This window comes from Acinetobacter sp. KH_038, assembly GCF_057839405.1.
Window position 1 is genome coordinate 168,242 of the sequence record NZ_CM174489.1, and the last position, 17,895, is coordinate 186,136.

The window sequence follows — 17,895 nt, forward strand, 5'->3', positions numbered from 1 at the left end:
ATGAAATGGAATTCTCTTATCGCCCTTGCTGCCAGTGCAATGACCTCAGGGTTGGCATTGGCTGGGCCTGATCTGGGCGCAGCAGAACAGCAGGCAACCAACTGGCCTGCGATCATCATGTTCCTGATTTTTGTCGGGGCAACGCTGTTTATTACCAAATGGGCAGCAAAACAAACCACCAATACCAAAGATTTCTATACTGCCGGCGGCGGTATTTCCGGTTTCCAGAATGGTCTGGCAATTGCCGGTGACTATATGTCAGCAGCATCTTTCCTGGGTATTTCCGCGATGGTGTTCCTGTCCGGTTTTGATGGCTTGCTATATTCACTGGGCTTTATGGTCGGCTGGCCGATCGTATTGTTCCTGATCGCAGAGCGTCTGCGTAACCTGGGTAAATATAACCTGTCCGACGTAGTCTCGTTCCGTTTACAGGAAAAACCGGTACGTACCCTGGCGGCGTTGAGTTCGCTGGTAGTGGTTGCGTTCTACCTGATTGCACAGATGGTTGGTGCAGGTCAGCTGATCAAGCTGCTGTTCGGTCTGAACTACAACATTGCAGTGGTTATCGTTGGTTTGTTAATGATGGCTTATGTAATGTTTGGCGGTATGCTGGCAACCACCTGGGTACAGATCATCAAGGCAGTCATGTTATTGTCTGGTGCAACCTTCATGGCATTTATGGTCATGAAAGGTGTCGGCTTCAGCTTTACCAACATGTTTGAACAGGCAATTGGTGTCTATTCAAAAGTGCATGATCTGAGCCTTACCGATGCAACCAAGATCATGGGGCCAGGCAGTCTGGCATCCAATCCGATTGATGCAATCTCACTAGGTCTTGCATTGATGTTTGGTACGGCAGGTCTGCCACACATTTTAATGCGTTTCTTTACGGTAAAAGATGCCAAAGAAGCACGTAAATCAGTGGTCGTTGCTACAGGTTTTATCGGTTATTTCTACCTGCTGACTTTCATCATTGGTTTCGGTGCGATTCTGTATGTATCGAACAACCCACAATTCCTTGATGTTGCAAAAATGGCAGTGACGGGCAAGCTGGAGCTGGTCGGTGGTAATAACATGGCGGCGGTTCACCTGTCTGATGCAGTCGGTGGCGATCTGTTCATGGGCTTCATTTCTGCAGTGGCCTTCGCTACGATTCTTGCGGTGGTTGCAGGTTTGACCCTATCAGGTGCTTCAGCTATTTCACATGACTTGTATGCCAACGTATTGAAGAAAGGCCAAACCACGCCTGAATCTGAACTGCGCATGTCTAAAATTGCAACTTTAGGTCTTGCGATCTTTGCGATGATTCTCGGGATTCTGTTCGAGAAACAAAACGTGGCGTTCATGGTAGGTCTGGCATTCTCGGTTGCTGCATGTGCCAACTTCCCGGTGCTGGTATTGTCCATGTTCTGGAAAGGTCTGACCACACGTGGTGCAGTAATTGGTGGTGTTGCCGGTCTGGTGACCGCAGTAACATTAATTGTGCTTTCTAAAGCAGTCTGGGTCGACACTCTGGCTATTTCTGATACGCCGGTGAACCCGTTCAATGGTCCAGCAATCTTCGCGATGCCATTGTCATTCTTCTGCTGCTGGTTGTTCTCTGTGACGGATAATTCGGCACAGGCACAAGCAGAACGCAAAGCCTTTGATGCCCAGTTTGTACGTTCACAAACCGGTATCGGTATCTCGGGAGCATCAGATCACTAAGATTTGATCTCACCTAAAAAAAGTCCCTTAAGGGACTTTTTTTATGCCGCTAGGCTCAGACCTGGTTTATTGGGAGCATTGTCCTGAGTTGAATGCGCTGGATTTGACCACTAAACTCTCAGTAATTTTCATACAAATCCTGCATCTGCAAGCAAGCTTAATCATGCTATGTTTAAGCCTGATAAAAATAACAATGTGCGCTGTGCATGATGAGACAAACAAGAAGGGCATTATGAAGCAATCTTTGCGGCAGTTCTGGAGCAGTTTTAGCCATTTGCCTTCGGCATGGCTGCTTTGCTTGCAATTGCTGATCCTGATATTGTCCATGCTGAGTTATGAAAACCTGTCTTATCGAGCAGTCACCTGGGTGCTGGGAGTTCTGGTTTTACTGGTAATTGCCAGAGTCATTCGCCAGACGCCGATGTTTACCATTTTAGGGCTCAGCTTCGTGGCCGGGGCCATTCTATTTTCTTCGCTGCTGGTTTTGGGGCTGCGCCACACCTGGGTCTATGTAATCGCCAATCTGTTTGAAGCCAGTGCATATTTTAGTGCCGCTTATGGCCTGTTGCGCTACATGTTCCATGACCGCTATCTGACCAAAGATGAACTTTTTGCCGCTGGAGCGGTATTTACCTTATTGGCCTGGGGTTTTGCCTTTCTCTATAGCATCTGCCAGTTATGGGTGCCTTACAGCTTTTCTGATCCCGATCTGCAAGCTCATCAACCCTGGCTGGATCTGCTTTTTCTCAGTTTTAGTGTACAGTCTGCGACGGGCTTGTCGGATATGATGCCGGTTAGTCCGGCAGCACGCATGCTGGCCATTATCCAGATGTTTGTCGGGGTGATGTATCTGGCCCTGATCGTTTCACGCCTGATCGCCTTGCAGTATATTTCCTATCTTCCCAAACGTAATACAACACAAAACAAGCATAGAAGCCCGGATGAATAAGCGGCCAGTTCCGGATGGATCGGGTTACAGTAACTTCACTGCTTTCTTCTTCTGCTCATTTTAAAATACTGAAAATCAAAACGTATCTATGGCAGCAGTAGACTCTGCGCGATCGTTTGTACTTGTCAATAATGATTCAAGCCTAGCGGCAACTTAATTTATGAAAAATGGGGGATGTATGCCTTCCACAAAACCATCCTGGTTTGCCAATATCAATCCAAATGTTTTTATCAGTACCGTTGCAATTATTGCGGTTTTCTTGGCACTGGTCGTGTTTGCACCAGATGCATTTTCTGCGCTGACCCAGCAAATGAACCAGTGGATCACTAATTCCTTTAGCTGGTTCTATGTCTTGTCGGTCGCAGTCTTTTTGATTGTTCTGATTTATATTGCTCTGTCTGATATGGGCAAAATTAAACTGGGACCTGACCATAGTCAGCCCAAATATAGCAGTGCTTCCTGGTTTGCGATGTTATTTACCGCAGGCATGGGCATCGGCCTGATGTTCTTTGGTGTGGCCGAGCCGGTGATGCATTATGTCACCCCACCTGCCGGCGAACCCGAAACCGTGCTGGCGGCACAGCAATCCATGCGAGTAACCTTCTTTCACTGGGGGCTGCATGCCTGGGCCATTTATACACTGGTCGGTTTGTCGCTGGCTTATTTTGCTTACCGGCATCAACTGCCACTGAAAATTCGTTCAGCCTTGTATCCGCTGATTGGTAAAAAGATCTATGGCCCGATTGGAGACGGGGTCGATACCTTTGCCACCATTGGTACAGTGTTCGGTGTGGCCACCACTTTGGGCTTTGGGGTTACCCAGATCAATTCTGGTCTAAATTATCTGTTTGGAATTGAACAGGCACCCAGTACGCAGGTCATCCTGATTATTGTAGTGAGTGCCATGGCAGCCACCTCGGTATTTTTTGGCCTGGATAAAGGCATTAAACGCTTAGCCGAGCTAAATCTGGTGCTGGCGCTGCTATTACTGGTCTTTGTGTTCGTGGCAGGTCCCACCATCTATCTGTTACAGACCACCATTCAGAATGCCGGACAATATGTCTCGAATCTGTTTGCTATGACCTTTAACCTGTATGCCTATCAGCCGAGTGGCTGGATTGGCGGCTGGACCATCATGTACTGGGCCTGGTGGATTTCCTGGTCACCATTTGTCGGGATGTTTATTGCCCGGGTCTCGGAAGGGCGCAGTATCCGTGAATTTATTGTCGGGGTGTTGCTGATTCCGACCGGGTTTACCCTGATCTGGATGGGTTTTATGGGCAATGCTGCACTGTATAGCATTATGCACGAAGCCAATACCAGCCTGTTAAATGCCGTACAACGTGACTCATCTGTGGCGCTGTTCGAGTTTTTAGCGAACCTGCCTTTCAGTGCTGTGACCAGTATTATTGCAACTTTGCTGGTGATGCTGTTTTTTGTCACCTCTGCCGACTCGGGTGCTTTGGTCACTGATTATCTGACCGCGAAAACTGAAAACTCCCCGACCTGGCAGCGCCTGTTCTGGACCGTACTCATGGCTTTATTGGCCGTTATCCTGTTACTGGCTGGTGGACTGCAAGCCTTGCAATCGGCCACGATCATGAGCGCCTTGCCTTTTACCTTTATTATGCTGCTAATCTGCTGGGGCTTAATTAAAGCCTTGCATCTTGATGTGACCAAAATGCATGCATTGCAGGCAGCACGGATTACCCCGCGTGCGATTCAGAATCCACGCAGCTGGCAACAGCGACTGGGCCTGATCATGCATTATCCGCATACTCAGGAAGAAGTTCAGCAGTATATTCGCAGCACAGTCAACAAGGCATTTATCAGCTTTCAAACTGAGCTGAAACGACGCCAACTGCAGGTAAATATCAATGCGCTAGAGCAGGGAATACAGTTGCGTGTCGATCATCAGGGTGAAATCAATTTTATCTATCAGGTGGTTGCAACCGAGACTTTGAGTCCAAGCTTTATGTCAGAACTGGATCATGCAGGAGCAGCATCCTATCAGGCAGAAGTATTCTTGAGAGAAGGCGGGCAGGGTTATGATGTGATGGAGTGGACGCAGGAAGATCTGTTACAGGACATCATTGATCAGTATGAGCGGCATTTGCACTTTTTAAGTCTGGTACGTACACCGGAATAAAGTCATCTGAAAAATAAAGCAGCAATAAAAAAGGACGCATGTGCGTCCTTTTTTCTATTCAGTATCTAATCAGCAATTAGAAACGGAATTTAGCATTTACGCCAACAGTTTGTGTATCACGTACTTGTGCATCTTGCGCAAGATTTGCTTCGTAGTTCGCATTTACATAAGATGCGCCAACTGCAACAGCAGGAGTGATGAAGTAGTTTACATTCGCGCCCCAAGCTTTGTCTGGAGAATCGTTGTAGCTAGATTCCATATAAGATGCGCCAACGCTTAACTTAGGTGTTAAGAAAAGATCAGTTTTTAGGTTGTAAGCAGTATCACGACCATACACTAAACCAGTTTCAAAACCGATCGCCATATTTGTACCGTCGATTGCACCAACGTATTTAGTACGTGCAGTGATCGCATCTGTCTTATCAGCAATTGTTGCAGATTCAAGAGCAGCTTTAGCAACGCCGTTAGACACAATATTGAATGCATCTAAAGAAGCTTGGTCAGCAACGCTAGTATAACCAACAGCAACTAAGAAGTTAGGAGCAACTAAAGCACCAAGTTCTAATGCATAACGATCGCCATTGTCATCAGGATTACCAGTTTTGCTATCTACGATAGTATGGTTATAAGATGCGCTTGCATAAGCCGGAACAAATTGAGTTGGGATGTAAGCTTCAGCTTTAGCACCATACGCATGAACTACGTCACGCTCACCATCTTCTTTAGTTTCGCCATAGCTATACGCTAGAGCAACATTAGAAGCTTGGTTCAGGAAAGCAGCTTCAGCTAAAGGACCTTTAGAAGCGTCTACATCTTTGAAGTAGTAAGTACCTTGAACAGCGCCAGTGAAGTCTTTGTCATTTGCAGTGTTGTCGATGTACTCTGACTGACCTTGAACTTCGAATTGATATGCTTGAGCACCGGTCATCGCTAATAATACAGCAGTGGCTAAACCTAGTTTTTTCATGATATTTACCATTTTGTTACAAAAGATGTACAACATAGAACGTATTGTATTGTAACAATTTATTAAGTCAATCCACTATAAATTCAGTATTTTTTGGCCTAAAAATAATGTATTAATTTTGTGTAAAAATCCACTAATTAGCTTGAAATCTTATTTTAGCTAAAATCTGTTTTATAACAAAAAGCTAGCGTTTAAAAATAAAACACTGCCTTGAAGATTAAGAAGAAAATGTGGTGATATTATAATTTATTATTTCAATTGATTTTTTAATTATTATTGCCAAATCCAATTCATGCTTAGTTAATAAATTCATAAATATGTCAAATAACATCAGTAAAACTATTAAATTGATCACGTTTTATTTTAATTTGTGCCTTTATTAAGGCAAAATTACTTCGATATCAGAATAAATGTCTCTTTTTTGAACTAAATTGTGATTTTTTTAATTCCGAGTATATTAATCGGCTTTACATTGTTAGTGGATTTTTACATAATATCAGCATCAGGTTAAAGTTCATGTTTCATCATGATTTAGCGTGATCCTCCACAATTTTTGTTTTATTGGCCCAGCTTTCCCCAAGGTTGGGCTTTTTTTTATCCAGAATTTTTTACTTTGTTTTTATTATTTTTTCAGGCGAATACAGCTTTTTAAAAAATGGATTAAGCCAGCAATCCAGTTAAAATAATGCACCATAATGATGCATATTAATTGGAATAAATTGAAGTTAAAAATAGGATAGGCAAAAAAAATCCCAATTTTCATAGAAAACTGGGATTTTTTCGCCAAAATTTGCGGGTAAACTAAAATATCTGCTGAGGAATAATTTAACTCGCCCTAATGCGGTGCATTATGCACCTATTTGTTGCATGTGTAAATAGTGCGGAAAGCAAGTTTTTATATTTTTTTAACTGCCAAAATTCATAGGCTTTATCAGGCTTTATTTTGAGGAATAAGCCTAAAATTCTAGCTTAAGGTTTCAAAGGTATAATTTAAAAACTCGAATTTATAAAAATTATTAAAAACATCAGTTAACTACGACTAAAATCTTTAAGAAACCATGGTTTTATTTGTATAATATTCGCTCTAATTTAGGTTTGTTTGTCATATTGGGGCGTAATAAAACAGCATGAACACATTACGCTCAGGTTGGATCAGTAAACGTTTATACTGGTCCATGTCGATTATTATTTTAAGCCTGCTTTGTATCTGTATTCCCTTGATGGTGAGTAGTGGTCAAAGTTATTTAAAATCAAGACAAACCTATCACCAGCTGAATGCCTTGCAACAGGTCGCTGATCTGGCCAATAAAATCTCCCGTGAACGTGCGCCTGCCAACAAAGCCATGTCCAGTTCGGCTGAAGAATTTGCCCGGCATCAACAAGAATTGCTGATTTACCGCCAGCAGGTCGACCAACAGCTTGAGCATACTGTAGATGTATTGGCGCAATCTGGTTTTCAAGCCCTGAGTCAGCAGCTTTTACAGGTCAAAATCAGTCTGAACAATGGTCGTAGGCAGGTTGATCATTATACCCAGATACCGCGACAGCTGCGCAGCGCTGAAGAACTTGATCAGGCGATTCTGGCCATGTTTGCTGCATGGGACAGTTGTCGTGAGGTTTTACGAGGTGTAGTGGTTGCGTCAGATCGCTCATCGACTCAGCTTTCTAGATATATTAACCAGATTTTATTCCTGTCTGATTTACGTGATCAGGCTGGGCGTGTGGCTTCATCTGTTATGGCACATGTAACTTTTGCGGTGCCGCTTCCTACTGAAAATATCACACGCTCCTTACAGACGCAGCATCAGGTGCAATATCTTTGGGCACTGGTTGAGACCATGCAGCCTGCTGAAGATAAGACCGCGGAATTCATTCAATTGCATCGACGGGTAGAAACCGAGTTTATTCAGCAAGGCTTACCCATTATTTCTCAATTGATCAGTGATAGTCTGGAAAAACGTGCCTATCATTTGAGTGGAACACAACTGACCGAAGCCATTGTTGATAAATTTTCTAGCGTAGTCGATCTACAAAGTTATTTGCTGCAATACAGCAGGCAGGTGGCGATTCAGGAAATGAATACCAATAGAAATCATTTGATCTGGACCATACTGTTATCTCTGATTTCATTGCTGACCGCCATTTCGACTATGATCTTTGCGCGTAAACAGGTCTTTCTGCCGCTGGTTCATGCCCGTCACATGTTGTTGAACTTATCCAATAACTCGGCTCGGCACAAAATAGATATGCGGCTGCGTGAAGTGAATCATTCGGATTCCTTATTTGCCGCAATTCAGAAGCTGCAACAGATGTTGCAAGAGCGCGATGCCCTGGAATTTCGTTTAAAGAATATTGCCCATTCCGATTCTTTGACCGGGTTATCCAACCGTTTTGCGCTGGAAGAATATATCCGTTTTCTGGAAAATCAGCCGAGTCAACTCAGTCAAACCTGTTTGATGATTATTGATATTGATCATTTTAAACAGGTGAATGATCAATATGGGCATATTATTGGCGATCAGGTGATTCAACTGGTGGCCGAGCGTTTAAAGGCCAATGTCCGGGCGACGGATTTGCTGGTGCGCTATGGTGGCGATGAATTTCTGGTATTGATTGAAAATATCCAGATGGATCAGGCATTGATAGTGGCGGATAAGATCCGGGCTGAAGTGGCTGAGCGTCATATTCTGACTGCAGCAGGGGATGAGATCCAGATTTCGGTCAGTATTGGGGTTGCCATTGGGGCGGCATCCTGGATGGCTTTATTGTCAAATGCCGATGATGCTTTGTTTAAAGCCAAAGCTAAAGGACGAAATGTGGTGGCTGAGGTTTAGTCTAAAAGGTTTCTTCTCTACTTTTGACTGCACAAAAGTAGCAAAATGCATTTGTTCGACTGATGCTAAGTCCCTTTAGCACAGTCAAACAGGCAACATCCATGTTGCCAGTCATGTGGTCTAATTGGGATGATCTTTGGTTTTGTCGATGAGGTAGTTAATAAAATTTGTGCAGGCAACAAGCATAAATTTGGCATCGATATAACTTAGATTGGATACTTCTAAGATGGTATGGCGATTGAGGCGGTATCTTGGATGGCTTTACTGGTAAATACAGATGATGTTTTGTTTATAGCAAAAGCCAAAGGGCGGAATGTGGTGGCTGAGGTTTAGTCTAAAAGGTTCCTTCTCTACTTTTGACTGCACAAAAGTAGCAAAATGCATTTGTTCAACTGATGCTAAGTCCCTTTAGCACAGTCAAACGGGCAACATCCATGTTGCCAGTCATGTGATCTAATTTTGATGATTTTGGGTTTTGTCGATGAGATAGTTAATAAAATTTGTGCAGGCAACAAGCATAAATTTGGCATCGATATAAGAAAGATTTGATTCGTCTAATATTGCATGGCGATTGGGGCGGCGTCTTGGATGGCCTTATTGTCAAATGCCGATGATGCTTTGTTTGCCGCAAAGGCGAAAGGGCGCAATGCGGTAGCTAAGTTTTAAATTGCATGAGTATGCCACTCAAAATTTAAAAAATCATTTTAAGACATAGCTGATATCAAACAGTTTAAGTGCTATTTATTCAAATAAATAAAACATTATAAAATTTGGGGAGTATTAAAAATGAGTGAAAATTGCATTTTCTGTCAAATTGTTAAGGGTGAAATACCCGGTCATCTGATTGATGAAAATGACAGATTTATGGCTTTTCTGACCATCTTTCCCAATACTTTGGGCGCGACTGTCGTCATCCCAAAACAGCATTATTCGAGCTACGCATTCGAGCTGGATGATCAGGTTCTGACAGATCTGATGCTATATACCAAACAGGTGGCCTTAAAACTGGATCATTATTTTGAGGATGTGGGCCGAACAGGGATGATTTTTGAAGGTTTTGGTGTTGATCATGTGCATGCCAAGTTATTTCCGATGCATCAGACCCAAGGCCTGCATCAGAATTGGCAACCCGTGAATTCTTCAATCGATAAATATTTTGATGTTTATGAAGGGTATATTTCATCACATGATGCGCAAAGAGCAGATGATCAAGAACTGGCGCAATTGGCTAAAGCAATTCGTTCAATAGGAGAGGAAAATATAAAACGGTGAATAAATCACCGTTTTAGCATACTTATAAAATGAATTAAATCTTTCCTCATCCTGAGCCATATATGACGCAAGATAAAGAGGGAATTCCCCCTCTTTTTTAAAGAGGGGCTAGGGGAGATTTCTTATTTCAACAACGCTTTCAAGAATTTACCCGTATGTGACGCTTTCACTTTCACGACTTCTTCAGGTGTACCTTCCGCGACAATCATACCGCCACCAGAGCCGCCTTCAGGGCCAAGGTCTACGACCCAGTCAGCAGTTTTAATCACATCCAGGTTGTGCTCAATCACCACAATGGTATTACCTTTGTCACGTAGCTGATGCAGGATATCCAGCAGTTTGGCAATATCATGGAAATGCAGACCCGTGGTCGGTTCATCCAGAATATACAGAGTTTGACCTGTATCTCGTTTGGCCAGTTCACGCGCCAGTTTTACCCGCTGCGCTTCACCACCAGACAGCGTGGTCGCAGACTGACCCAGACGGATATAGCCCAGACCAACCTGATGCAATGTTTCCAGACGACGATGAATTACCGGAATCGCATCGAAGAAATGCATGGCATCTTCAACGGTCATCTGCAACACATCAGAAATATTCTTGCCCTTATAGTTCACTTCCAGCGTTTCACGGTTATAACGTTTACCATGACAGGCATCGCAAGGCACATACATATCTGGCAGGAAATGCATTGCTACCTTGATCATGCCGTCACCTTCACAGGCTTCGCAGCGCCCGCCTTTCACGTTAAACGAGAAACGACCCGCGGCATAACCACGCGCTTTGGCTTCCGGAGTTTGTGAAAACAGATCACGAATCGGGGTAAATAAACCGGTATAAGTGGCTGGATTGGAACGCGGGGTTCGTCCAATCGGACTCTGGTCAATATCGACTACTTTGTCGAGGAATTGCAAGCCATCAATTGATTCAAACTTTTCCGATGTTAAGGTGGTTGCACCATTTAGCTGGGTTGCCGCCAAAGGCAGCAGGGTACGGTTAATCAGGGTTGATTTACCCGAACCAGATACCCCGGTGACACAGGTCATAATGCCCAACGGAATGGTCAGATCGACTTTTTTCAGGTTATGCCCGGATGCCCCCATCAGCTTGATCTGTTGTTCAGGCTTAGGCGGTTGAATCCGTTTTTTCGGCACTTCAATTTTTAACTTGCCAGATAAATATTTTCCGGTTAGTGAGTCAGGATTGGCCAGAATTTCATCATAAGTGCCTTCGGCAATCACATGTCCGCCATGCACACCTGCACCGGGGCCAATATCAATAATATGGTCGGCAGCACGAATCGCATCTTCATCATGCTCGACCACCAAGACGGTATTGCCGAGATCACGCAGACGGATCAGGGTTTGCAGCAAACGGTCGTTATCACGCTGATGCAGACCAATCGAAGGTTCATCCAGCACATACATCACGCCCATGAGGCCGGCACCAATCTGCGAGGCCAGACGAATACGCTGCGCTTCACCACCAGATAAAGTTTCGGCAGAACGCGACAGGCTGAGATAGTTCAGACCGACTGATACCAGAAAGTGCAGACGTTCACGGATTTCCTTAAAAATCTTGTCGGCGATTTCACCGCGTGCACCTTCCAGGTTAATGTCCTGATAATAGCTTTCGGCATCGCCAATCGACATGCGGGTAATGTCGGCAATGGTCTTGTCCAGAATTTTCACATTACGCGAGATTTCATTCAGACGTGATCCATCACAGGCATCACAGGCAGCATTGGACAGATACTGTGCCAGATCATCACGCACATAGTTACTTTCAGTTTCACGGTAACGGCGTTCCAGATGCGGCAAAATTCCTTCAAAAGGAATCACCCGGTTATGACGGCGGCCACGCTCATCAATATAACTCAGATCAATTTTTTCTTTGCCAGTACCGTATAGGAATTTCTTCTTGGTATCGGCATCCAGTTCATTCCACGGGGTCTCTAGAGAAAAGCCAAAATGTTCGGCGACTTTCTGGATCATGCTGTAATAATACGGACGCTGACGATCCCAGCCACGAATGGCCCCCTGACTGACACTGACCTCCGGATTGGGAATCAGTTTGTCGGCGCTAAAATGACTGCGTGTGCCGAGGCCATCACAGACCGGGCAGGCACCAAAAGGATTGTTAAACGAGAATAACCGTGGTTCCAGTTCGGCAACAGCACGGTCACATTGCGGGCAGGAATGCTTGGCTGAAAAGACCCGATCCTGATGCTCATCCTTCATCCAGGATAAAATTGCAATATCGCCACCGAGGCGCAGGGCGGTTTCAAAACTTTCTGCAATACGGTTGCCCAGATCCTCACGGACTTTAAAACGGTCCACCACCACTTCAATAGTATGTTTTTTCTTTTTGTCCAGTTCAGGTGGCGGATCAATTTCCATGATCTCGCCATCGACGCGGGCACGTACAAAGCCCTGGCTCTGTAACTGTTCAAACAGCGCCGTATATTCACCTTTACGCTCACGCACCACCGGGGCCAGCAGCATCAGGGCTGTGCCTTCTTCCAGTGCTTTGACTGCATCGACCATTTCAGTGACTGTTTGTGCCACCATCGGCAGATCATGTTCAGGACAGAACGGTGTGCCGACACGTGCATATAGCAGACGTAAATAGTCATAAATTTCGGTAATAGTACCCACGGTCGAACGCGGATTGTGGCTGGTCGATTTTTGCTCAATCGCGATGGCCGGACTCAAACCCTCGATCGAATCGACTTCCGGTTTTTCCATTTGCGAAAGGAACTGACGCGCATAAGCAGACAGCGACTCGACATAACGGCGCTGACCTTCGGCATATAAGGTATCAAAGGCAAGCGAGGACTTCCCTGAACCAGACAGTCCCGTAATCACCACAAACTTGTCGCGTGGTATATCAAGGTTCACATTTTTCAGGTTATGGGTACGTGCGCCTCGAATACGGATGTGGCTTTGGCTCATGCAAGGATCCTAGAATATTCATCAAAAACCCTTATATGATACCGGATGAAAAATGTTCAAGTGCAAATAAAAGTATTTTAAACGTCAAGTTATGTCGGTGATTGGTCAATACATAACAACACAAGGGAATATCGCATCAGCTTACAGGACTATTCATCTTTTCTGGCAGACGGGAAAATGCTTAACATGCCATGGCATGGGCGCGTTCAAAGATTGATTCAACATCTTCAAATTGGATGTGACGTGGAATATCATGGTGCAGACGCGCATAAAAATTGACTTCATTCTCCAGAATTTGCAGAAAGTCTTCATAGTCTTTTTCAAAAAAATCCAGATCAAGCAAATCATCCCGACGGGCCTGGTGACAGCGATACTTTTCAATAAATTTCAGCAGACGTTTCTGGATATGTGGATTGGTATGATAAATCAGGTAAGTTGCTGCCGAACCACATTTCAGGCAGCCTTGTTCCAGATAGACTTCCTCATTATTCAGCCAGCAACATTGCAGGGTAAAAAAGGCGCGGATTGCCTCGATGCCTAAAGTGTCCATAGCTTATCCCTCATCCAAAATATAAATGATAATTATTCTCAAGTATTATGCGGCCATATGTTGCTAATATCTAGGTTTGGCCTGGTTGCCACACCTTAGTTTTATTCTTCTTTTTTTAGACTAAGCTGTTTTTATGATCAATTTATGACAGCAGATCAGATTTTAAATAGAAAGGGCAAAAAAGAGCCCTGTCTGAAACAGGGCTTTTTATCTGTATTATTGGTCCAGACCGGGCCACTGGCGTTGTTCAAAGGCACTGTCCCAGAATAACCATTCCAGACGGGCCGCATGCGTATAAGCCTGATGCATTTTTTCCAGTGTATCTGCATCAACACGTGCTGCCACACGGTCAATGGTCGCAATCACATTGCGTACTGCCGTATGGAACTCTTCTCCCGAATAAGTATCCACCCAGGCCTGATAAGGATTATTGGCCACAGAATGACTCACAATATCTTTGCCGACTTCCGCGTAAATCCAGAAGCACGGCAGCAACGAAGCCAGCACCACCGGGTAGCTTTCCGACCAGGCGGTTGAAGTCAGATAAGATGTATAGTGATGGCAAGCCAGCGTTAAAGGGGTACTTTCGAACTGGTCTTTGTGAATCCCGAATTCCTGCATAAAGCCGTCATGCAGGCTACGCTCTACCACAATCGCAATTTTGGCTGCTTCGGCAAACTGGATGACATCGTCTGCTTCAAAAGCTTTGGCAGCACAGACTGCGAGTGCACGGCCATAGGCCAGCAGATAATGCGCATCCTGAATCACATAATGACTGAAAGCATCGCGGCTTAAAGTGCCTTGTGCCAGTTGCTGATTAAAGGGCAGGGCCAGGGTGTTCTGGTAAAGTTCCAGATTACGTTGCCATACCTCTTGTGAGAAACTCATGCTGAAATCCTTCGCAGTTCAAGTTAAACCATGCGGCACTATAGCAAAGATCGCACTGTTTAAAAGATCGGCAGCTTTTTAAAACAGAAAATACTGTAAACAGTTCAGGAAGTGCTTTGGTTTATACGCTAAAAGTTTCATAATTAGCCGAAATTTTCCTATTCGTATCTCTGTCTGTGGCAGCAATACATTTATTTAGTTTATTCAAGGTCGTTGTATATGTTGAAACATTTTGGTTTCTCGATTGCATTTTCGATCGTGTGTCTTGGTTTGTCTGCATATTGGGGCTATACCCATGGGCCTGAAGCAGGCCTGCAAACCATGTTCACAGCGCTGACCATCACCGCTATTCTGGCGATTATGGAAGTGTCGTTGTCTTTCGATAACGCGGTTGTCAATGCCTCGGTCCTACGTGGTTGGGATCATTTCTGGAAAATGCTGTTCCTGACGGTCGGTATTCTGATTGCAGTCTTCGGGATGCGCCTGATCTTCCCAGTGGTCATTGTAGCAGTGACTGCAGACCTGGGCTTTATGGAAGTGGTACGTCTGGCCCTGAATGATCCGAAAGAATATTCAGCCCGTCTCATGGCACATCATCCAGAAATTGCAGCTTTTGGTGGGGCATTCCTGTTGATGGTATTCCTGAACTTCTTCCTGGATGAAGAAAAAGACACGCACTGGTTCAGACGGGTAGAACGCCGTCTGTCCAACCTGGCCAATGTGCCGGCGATGTCGGTGTTTATTGCACTGGTGGCCTTGTTAATCATGGCAGCCAATGTCGATGAAGCCAAGCGTCTGGCAGTGACCATGGCCGGGATCTGGGGTATCGTGATTTATATCGGTGTGCAGGTTCTCAGTCATATGCTCGGCGGTGAACCGGAAGTCGATGAAGAAGGCAATGCGATTCGTCATGATGAAAATGGCGTACCGACGGGTGTAGTGAAAGCCGGTATTGGTGGTTTCCTGTATTTAGAAGTCCTGGATGCCTCATTCAGTTTTGATGGCGTGATCGGTGCCTTTGCGATTACCTCAGACGTGGTTATCATTATGCTGGGTCTGGCAATTGGTGCAATCTTTGTCCGTTCCATGACCATTTATCTGGTTGAACAGGGCACATTGGATGCCTATATCTATCTGGAACACGGAGCGCATTATGCGATTGGTGCACTGGCCTTTATTATGATTGCCAGCGGAACCGGTCTGCATGTACCAGAAGTGGTTACCGGTCTGATCGGTGTCGCCTTCATTGTCTGGGCAGTGATCGCTTCAATCCAGTATAAAAAGCGTCAGGCCATCTTGGAAAAATAAAGCGCTGTACCTGATTGAAAAGCGTAGCTCCGGCTGCGCTTTTCATTTTTAGATCGGCATCATCTTTATTTCAAATAAAATTCATGTCTTCTTCCTGAGCTGAATGTCCTATAATCTGGGCTCCAGATTAATTAACCCAATCGCCATAACTTATGATGAATGCTTTAGAACGTCGTTCAACCTTTGCCCTGAGCAGTATTTTTGCACTGCGCATGCTGGGGTTGTTTATGATTATCCCGGTGTTTTCTGTGGCAGGGCAGGCCTATGAACATGCAACGCCTGCACTGATCGGTTTGGCGGTCGGGGTCTATGGGTTGACTCAGGCCTTATTGCAGATTCCATTCAGCCTGATTGCCGACCGCTATAGCCGTAAGCCGCTGGTGGTTTTAGGGCTGCTCTTATTTGCTTTGGGTGGTGCGATTGCCGCCATGTCCGACACCATTTATGGCGTGATTATCGGTCGTGCCATTGCCGGAGGTGGTGCCGTATCTGCGGTGGTGATGGCTTTGCTGGCCGATGTTACCCGTGAAGAAAACCGTATGAAAGCTATGGCCATCATGGGGATGAGTATCGGTCTGTCTTTCGTGGTGGCTTTTAGCCTCGGACCTTGGCTGACTGGTCTGGTGGGCATCTCGGGATTGTTCTGGGTGACGACTATCATGGGTCTGGCCGCGATTGCCATGCTGTTTATGGTGCCCAAAGTGACGCGACATCATAAAAACTTTCAGCAGGGCTATTTGCAGCAGTTAAAACAGGTGCTGAAAATTGCCGATCTGAATCGTCTGCATGTATCGGTGTTTACCTTGCATTTACTGCTCACTGCCATGTTTATTTATGTTCCATCGCAACTGATCGAGTTTGCGGATCTGCCACTTTCCAGTCATGGCTGGGTGTATTTGCCGCTGCTGGTACTGAGTCTGTTTTTTGCTTTTCCAAGTATTATCCTGGCAGAAAAATACCATAAAATGCGCGCGATTTTTCTCGTCGCGATTGCTGGTATTATTCTGGGGCTGATGGTGATGGCCTTTGGTTTTGAATCCAAATATATCTTGTTGATTGGTCTGGGCCTGTTCTTTATTGCCTTTAATGTCATGGAGGCCTTGTTACCTTCCTGGCTGTCGAAGGCGGCACCGATTCAGTCTAAAGCCACTGCAATGGGCGTCAATGCCAGCAGCCAGTTTTTGGGTGCATTTTTTGGCGGGATGATTGGCGGACAGCTGTTGTTGCTGAATAATACTTCCATGGGCTGGAGTATTCTAACCGGGATTGCGATAGTTTGGCTGCTGCTGAGCTTTGGTCTGGCCCAGCCCCGCTATCTGTCATCACTGGTGCTGCGTTTGCCGGAAAGCAGACAAACTGACGAATGGACTTCTCAGCTTTTGGCGATTCGTGGTATTGAAGAGGTCGTGGTGATGTCTGAACAGCAAGTTGCCTATATAAAAGTCGATAAAAAGCAGATTGATGATGCTTCGCGACAACAATTAACGTGCTTGTTGGGTAAAGAGGTAGCCATTTAAGCATAACTCTTATAAAGTAAAATACAGAAATATATAGGAAGTAAACAGCAAATGCGTGGTGTAAATAAAGTCATTTTAGTAGGTACTTTGGGTAAAGATCCGGAAACCAAAACTTTTGCAAATGGTGGCTCTCTGACTCAATTTTCGATCGCAACCAGCGATTCGTGGACAGATAAAAGTACCGGTGAGCGTAAAGAACAAACGGAATGGCACCGGATCGTGTTGCATAACCGTTTAGGTGAAATTGCACAGCAATATCTTCGTAAAGGTTCTAAAGTATATATTGAAGGTTCATTACGTACCCGTCAGTGGACTGATCAAAATGGTCAGGAACGCTATACGACGGAAATCCGTGGTGATCAAATGCAGATGCTGGACTCTAACCGTTCACAAGGCGAGCAGGGCGACAACAGTTTTAACCAGCCACGTTTTAATAACAATAATCAGGCAAATAATAACCAGGGCGGCGGTTATGGCAATAATCCGCAGTCAGGTTACGGCTCTGCGCCACAGCAAGGCGGTTTCAACAACAATCAGGGCAGCGGTTATGGCAATAATAACCCGAGCGGTTTTGCCCCGAAATCCGCACCTGCACCAACAGCAGCGCCTGCAGCAGATTTAGATGATGATCTTCCGTTTTAACTTGATCTAAAACGGTTGCTGGTATAAAGAAATCACCATCCAAAACCCACCCGAATACGGTGGGTTTTTTATATTTCGGAGCATTTTTTGCAGTATGAGTAAGTCCTATCCCTGTCTAAGGGCATGGAATGAGCTGTCTTAAATCGTTATTTAACTTC

General features: G+C 45.0%; 12 protein-coding genes and 2 pseudogenes. 8 read left to right on the forward strand and 6 right to left on the reverse strand.

All coding sequences use genetic code 11. The features are described 5' to 3' along the window. The 3 genes from AC3IT7_RS00760 to AC3IT7_RS00770 all read left to right on the forward strand — a co-directional run bounded on the left by AC3IT7_RS00760 (position 1) and on the right by AC3IT7_RS00770 (position 4,805). On the forward strand, positions 1 to 1,707 hold the full coding sequence (locus AC3IT7_RS00760; protein WP_475654137.1) for a cation acetate symporter: 1,707 nt from the start codon (positions 1 to 3) through the stop codon (positions 1,705 to 1,707). A 232-nt stretch (positions 1,708 to 1,939) separates the two neighbouring features. After that, positions 1,940 to 2,656: an ion channel gene (locus tag AC3IT7_RS00765; RefSeq protein ID WP_475654136.1), complete on the forward strand. Its 717-nt coding sequence runs from the start codon at positions 1,940 to 1,942 to the stop codon at positions 2,654 to 2,656. Positions 2,657 to 2,834: 178 nt separating this feature from the next. Beyond that, positions 2,835 to 4,805 (forward strand): BCCT family transporter, encoded by a 1,971-nt coding sequence (locus tag AC3IT7_RS00770; protein WP_489249062.1) that lies wholly within the window; start codon positions 2,835 to 2,837, stop codon positions 4,803 to 4,805. 76 nt (positions 4,806 to 4,881) lie between these two features. On the opposite strand, the gene omp33-36 is transcribed toward AC3IT7_RS00770, so the two are convergent. Further along, positions 4,882 to 5,772: a porin Omp33-36 gene (omp33-36, locus tag AC3IT7_RS00775; RefSeq protein ID WP_489249063.1), complete on the reverse strand. Its 891-nt coding sequence runs from the start codon at positions 5,770 to 5,772 to the stop codon at positions 4,882 to 4,884. A 1,127-nt stretch (positions 5,773 to 6,899) separates the two neighbouring features. On the opposite strand from omp33-36, the gene AC3IT7_RS00780 reads away from it, so the two are divergent. Then, positions 6,900 to 8,606 carry a GGDEF domain-containing protein gene (locus AC3IT7_RS00780; RefSeq protein ID WP_489249064.1) on the forward strand — a complete coding sequence of 569 codons (1,707 nt, stop codon included), beginning with the start codon at positions 6,900 to 6,902 and terminating at the stop codon, positions 8,604 to 8,606. Positions 8,607 to 8,726: 120 nt separating this feature from the next. Here AC3IT7_RS00780 and AC3IT7_RS00785 read toward each other — a convergent pair. Both AC3IT7_RS00785 and AC3IT7_RS00790 read right to left on the reverse strand, forming a co-directional pair. Next, a pseudogene (locus AC3IT7_RS00785) lies at positions 8,727 to 8,843 on the reverse strand (AbiJ-NTD4 domain-containing protein); the annotation flags it as partial. A gap of 216 nt (positions 8,844 to 9,059) precedes the next feature. Beyond that, a pseudogene (locus AC3IT7_RS00790) lies at positions 9,060 to 9,176 on the reverse strand (AbiJ-NTD4 domain-containing protein); the annotation flags it as partial. A gap of 216 nt (positions 9,177 to 9,392) precedes the next feature. Between AC3IT7_RS00790 and AC3IT7_RS00795 the strand changes: the two are divergent. Then, positions 9,393 to 9,878 carry an HIT family protein gene (locus AC3IT7_RS00795; protein ID WP_489249065.1) on the forward strand — a complete coding sequence of 162 codons (486 nt, stop codon included), beginning with the start codon at positions 9,393 to 9,395 and terminating at the stop codon, positions 9,876 to 9,878. Positions 9,879 to 10,000: 122 nt separating this feature from the next. Here AC3IT7_RS00795 and uvrA read toward each other — a convergent pair whose 3' ends face one another. The 3 genes from uvrA to tenA form a co-directional block, all read right to left on the reverse strand. Then, positions 10,001 to 12,832: an excinuclease ABC subunit UvrA gene (uvrA, locus tag AC3IT7_RS00800; protein ID WP_489249066.1), complete on the reverse strand. Its 2,832-nt coding sequence runs from the start codon at positions 12,830 to 12,832 to the stop codon at positions 10,001 to 10,003. A 181-nt stretch (positions 12,833 to 13,013) separates the two neighbouring features. After that, entirely contained in the window at positions 13,014 to 13,382 is a 369-nt protein-coding gene (locus AC3IT7_RS00805; protein WP_489249067.1) for a hypothetical protein, read from the reverse strand. A 216-nt stretch (positions 13,383 to 13,598) separates the two neighbouring features. After that, positions 13,599 to 14,270 carry a thiaminase II gene (gene tenA / locus AC3IT7_RS00810; RefSeq protein WP_475654129.1) on the reverse strand — a complete coding sequence of 224 codons (672 nt, stop codon included), beginning with the start codon at positions 14,268 to 14,270 and terminating at the stop codon, positions 13,599 to 13,601. A gap of 219 nt (positions 14,271 to 14,489) precedes the next feature. Between tenA and AC3IT7_RS00815 the strand changes: the two genes are divergently transcribed. The 3 genes from AC3IT7_RS00815 (at position 14,490) to ssb (ending at position 17,737) form a co-directional block, all read left to right on the forward strand. Further along, positions 14,490 to 15,578: a DUF475 domain-containing protein gene (locus AC3IT7_RS00815; RefSeq protein ID WP_475654128.1), complete on the forward strand. Its 1,089-nt coding sequence runs from the start codon at positions 14,490 to 14,492 to the stop codon at positions 15,576 to 15,578. A 152-nt stretch (positions 15,579 to 15,730) separates the two neighbouring features. Next, positions 15,731 to 17,095 carry an MFS transporter gene (locus tag AC3IT7_RS00820; RefSeq protein ID WP_475654127.1) on the forward strand — a complete coding sequence of 455 codons (1,365 nt, stop codon included), beginning with the start codon at positions 15,731 to 15,733 and terminating at the stop codon, positions 17,093 to 17,095. A gap of 51 nt (positions 17,096 to 17,146) precedes the next feature. Then, on the forward strand, positions 17,147 to 17,737 hold the full coding sequence (gene ssb, locus AC3IT7_RS00825; protein ID WP_475654126.1) for a single-stranded DNA-binding protein: 591 nt from the start codon (positions 17,147 to 17,149) through the stop codon (positions 17,735 to 17,737). Positions 17,738 to 17,895 lie beyond the last annotated feature (158 nt).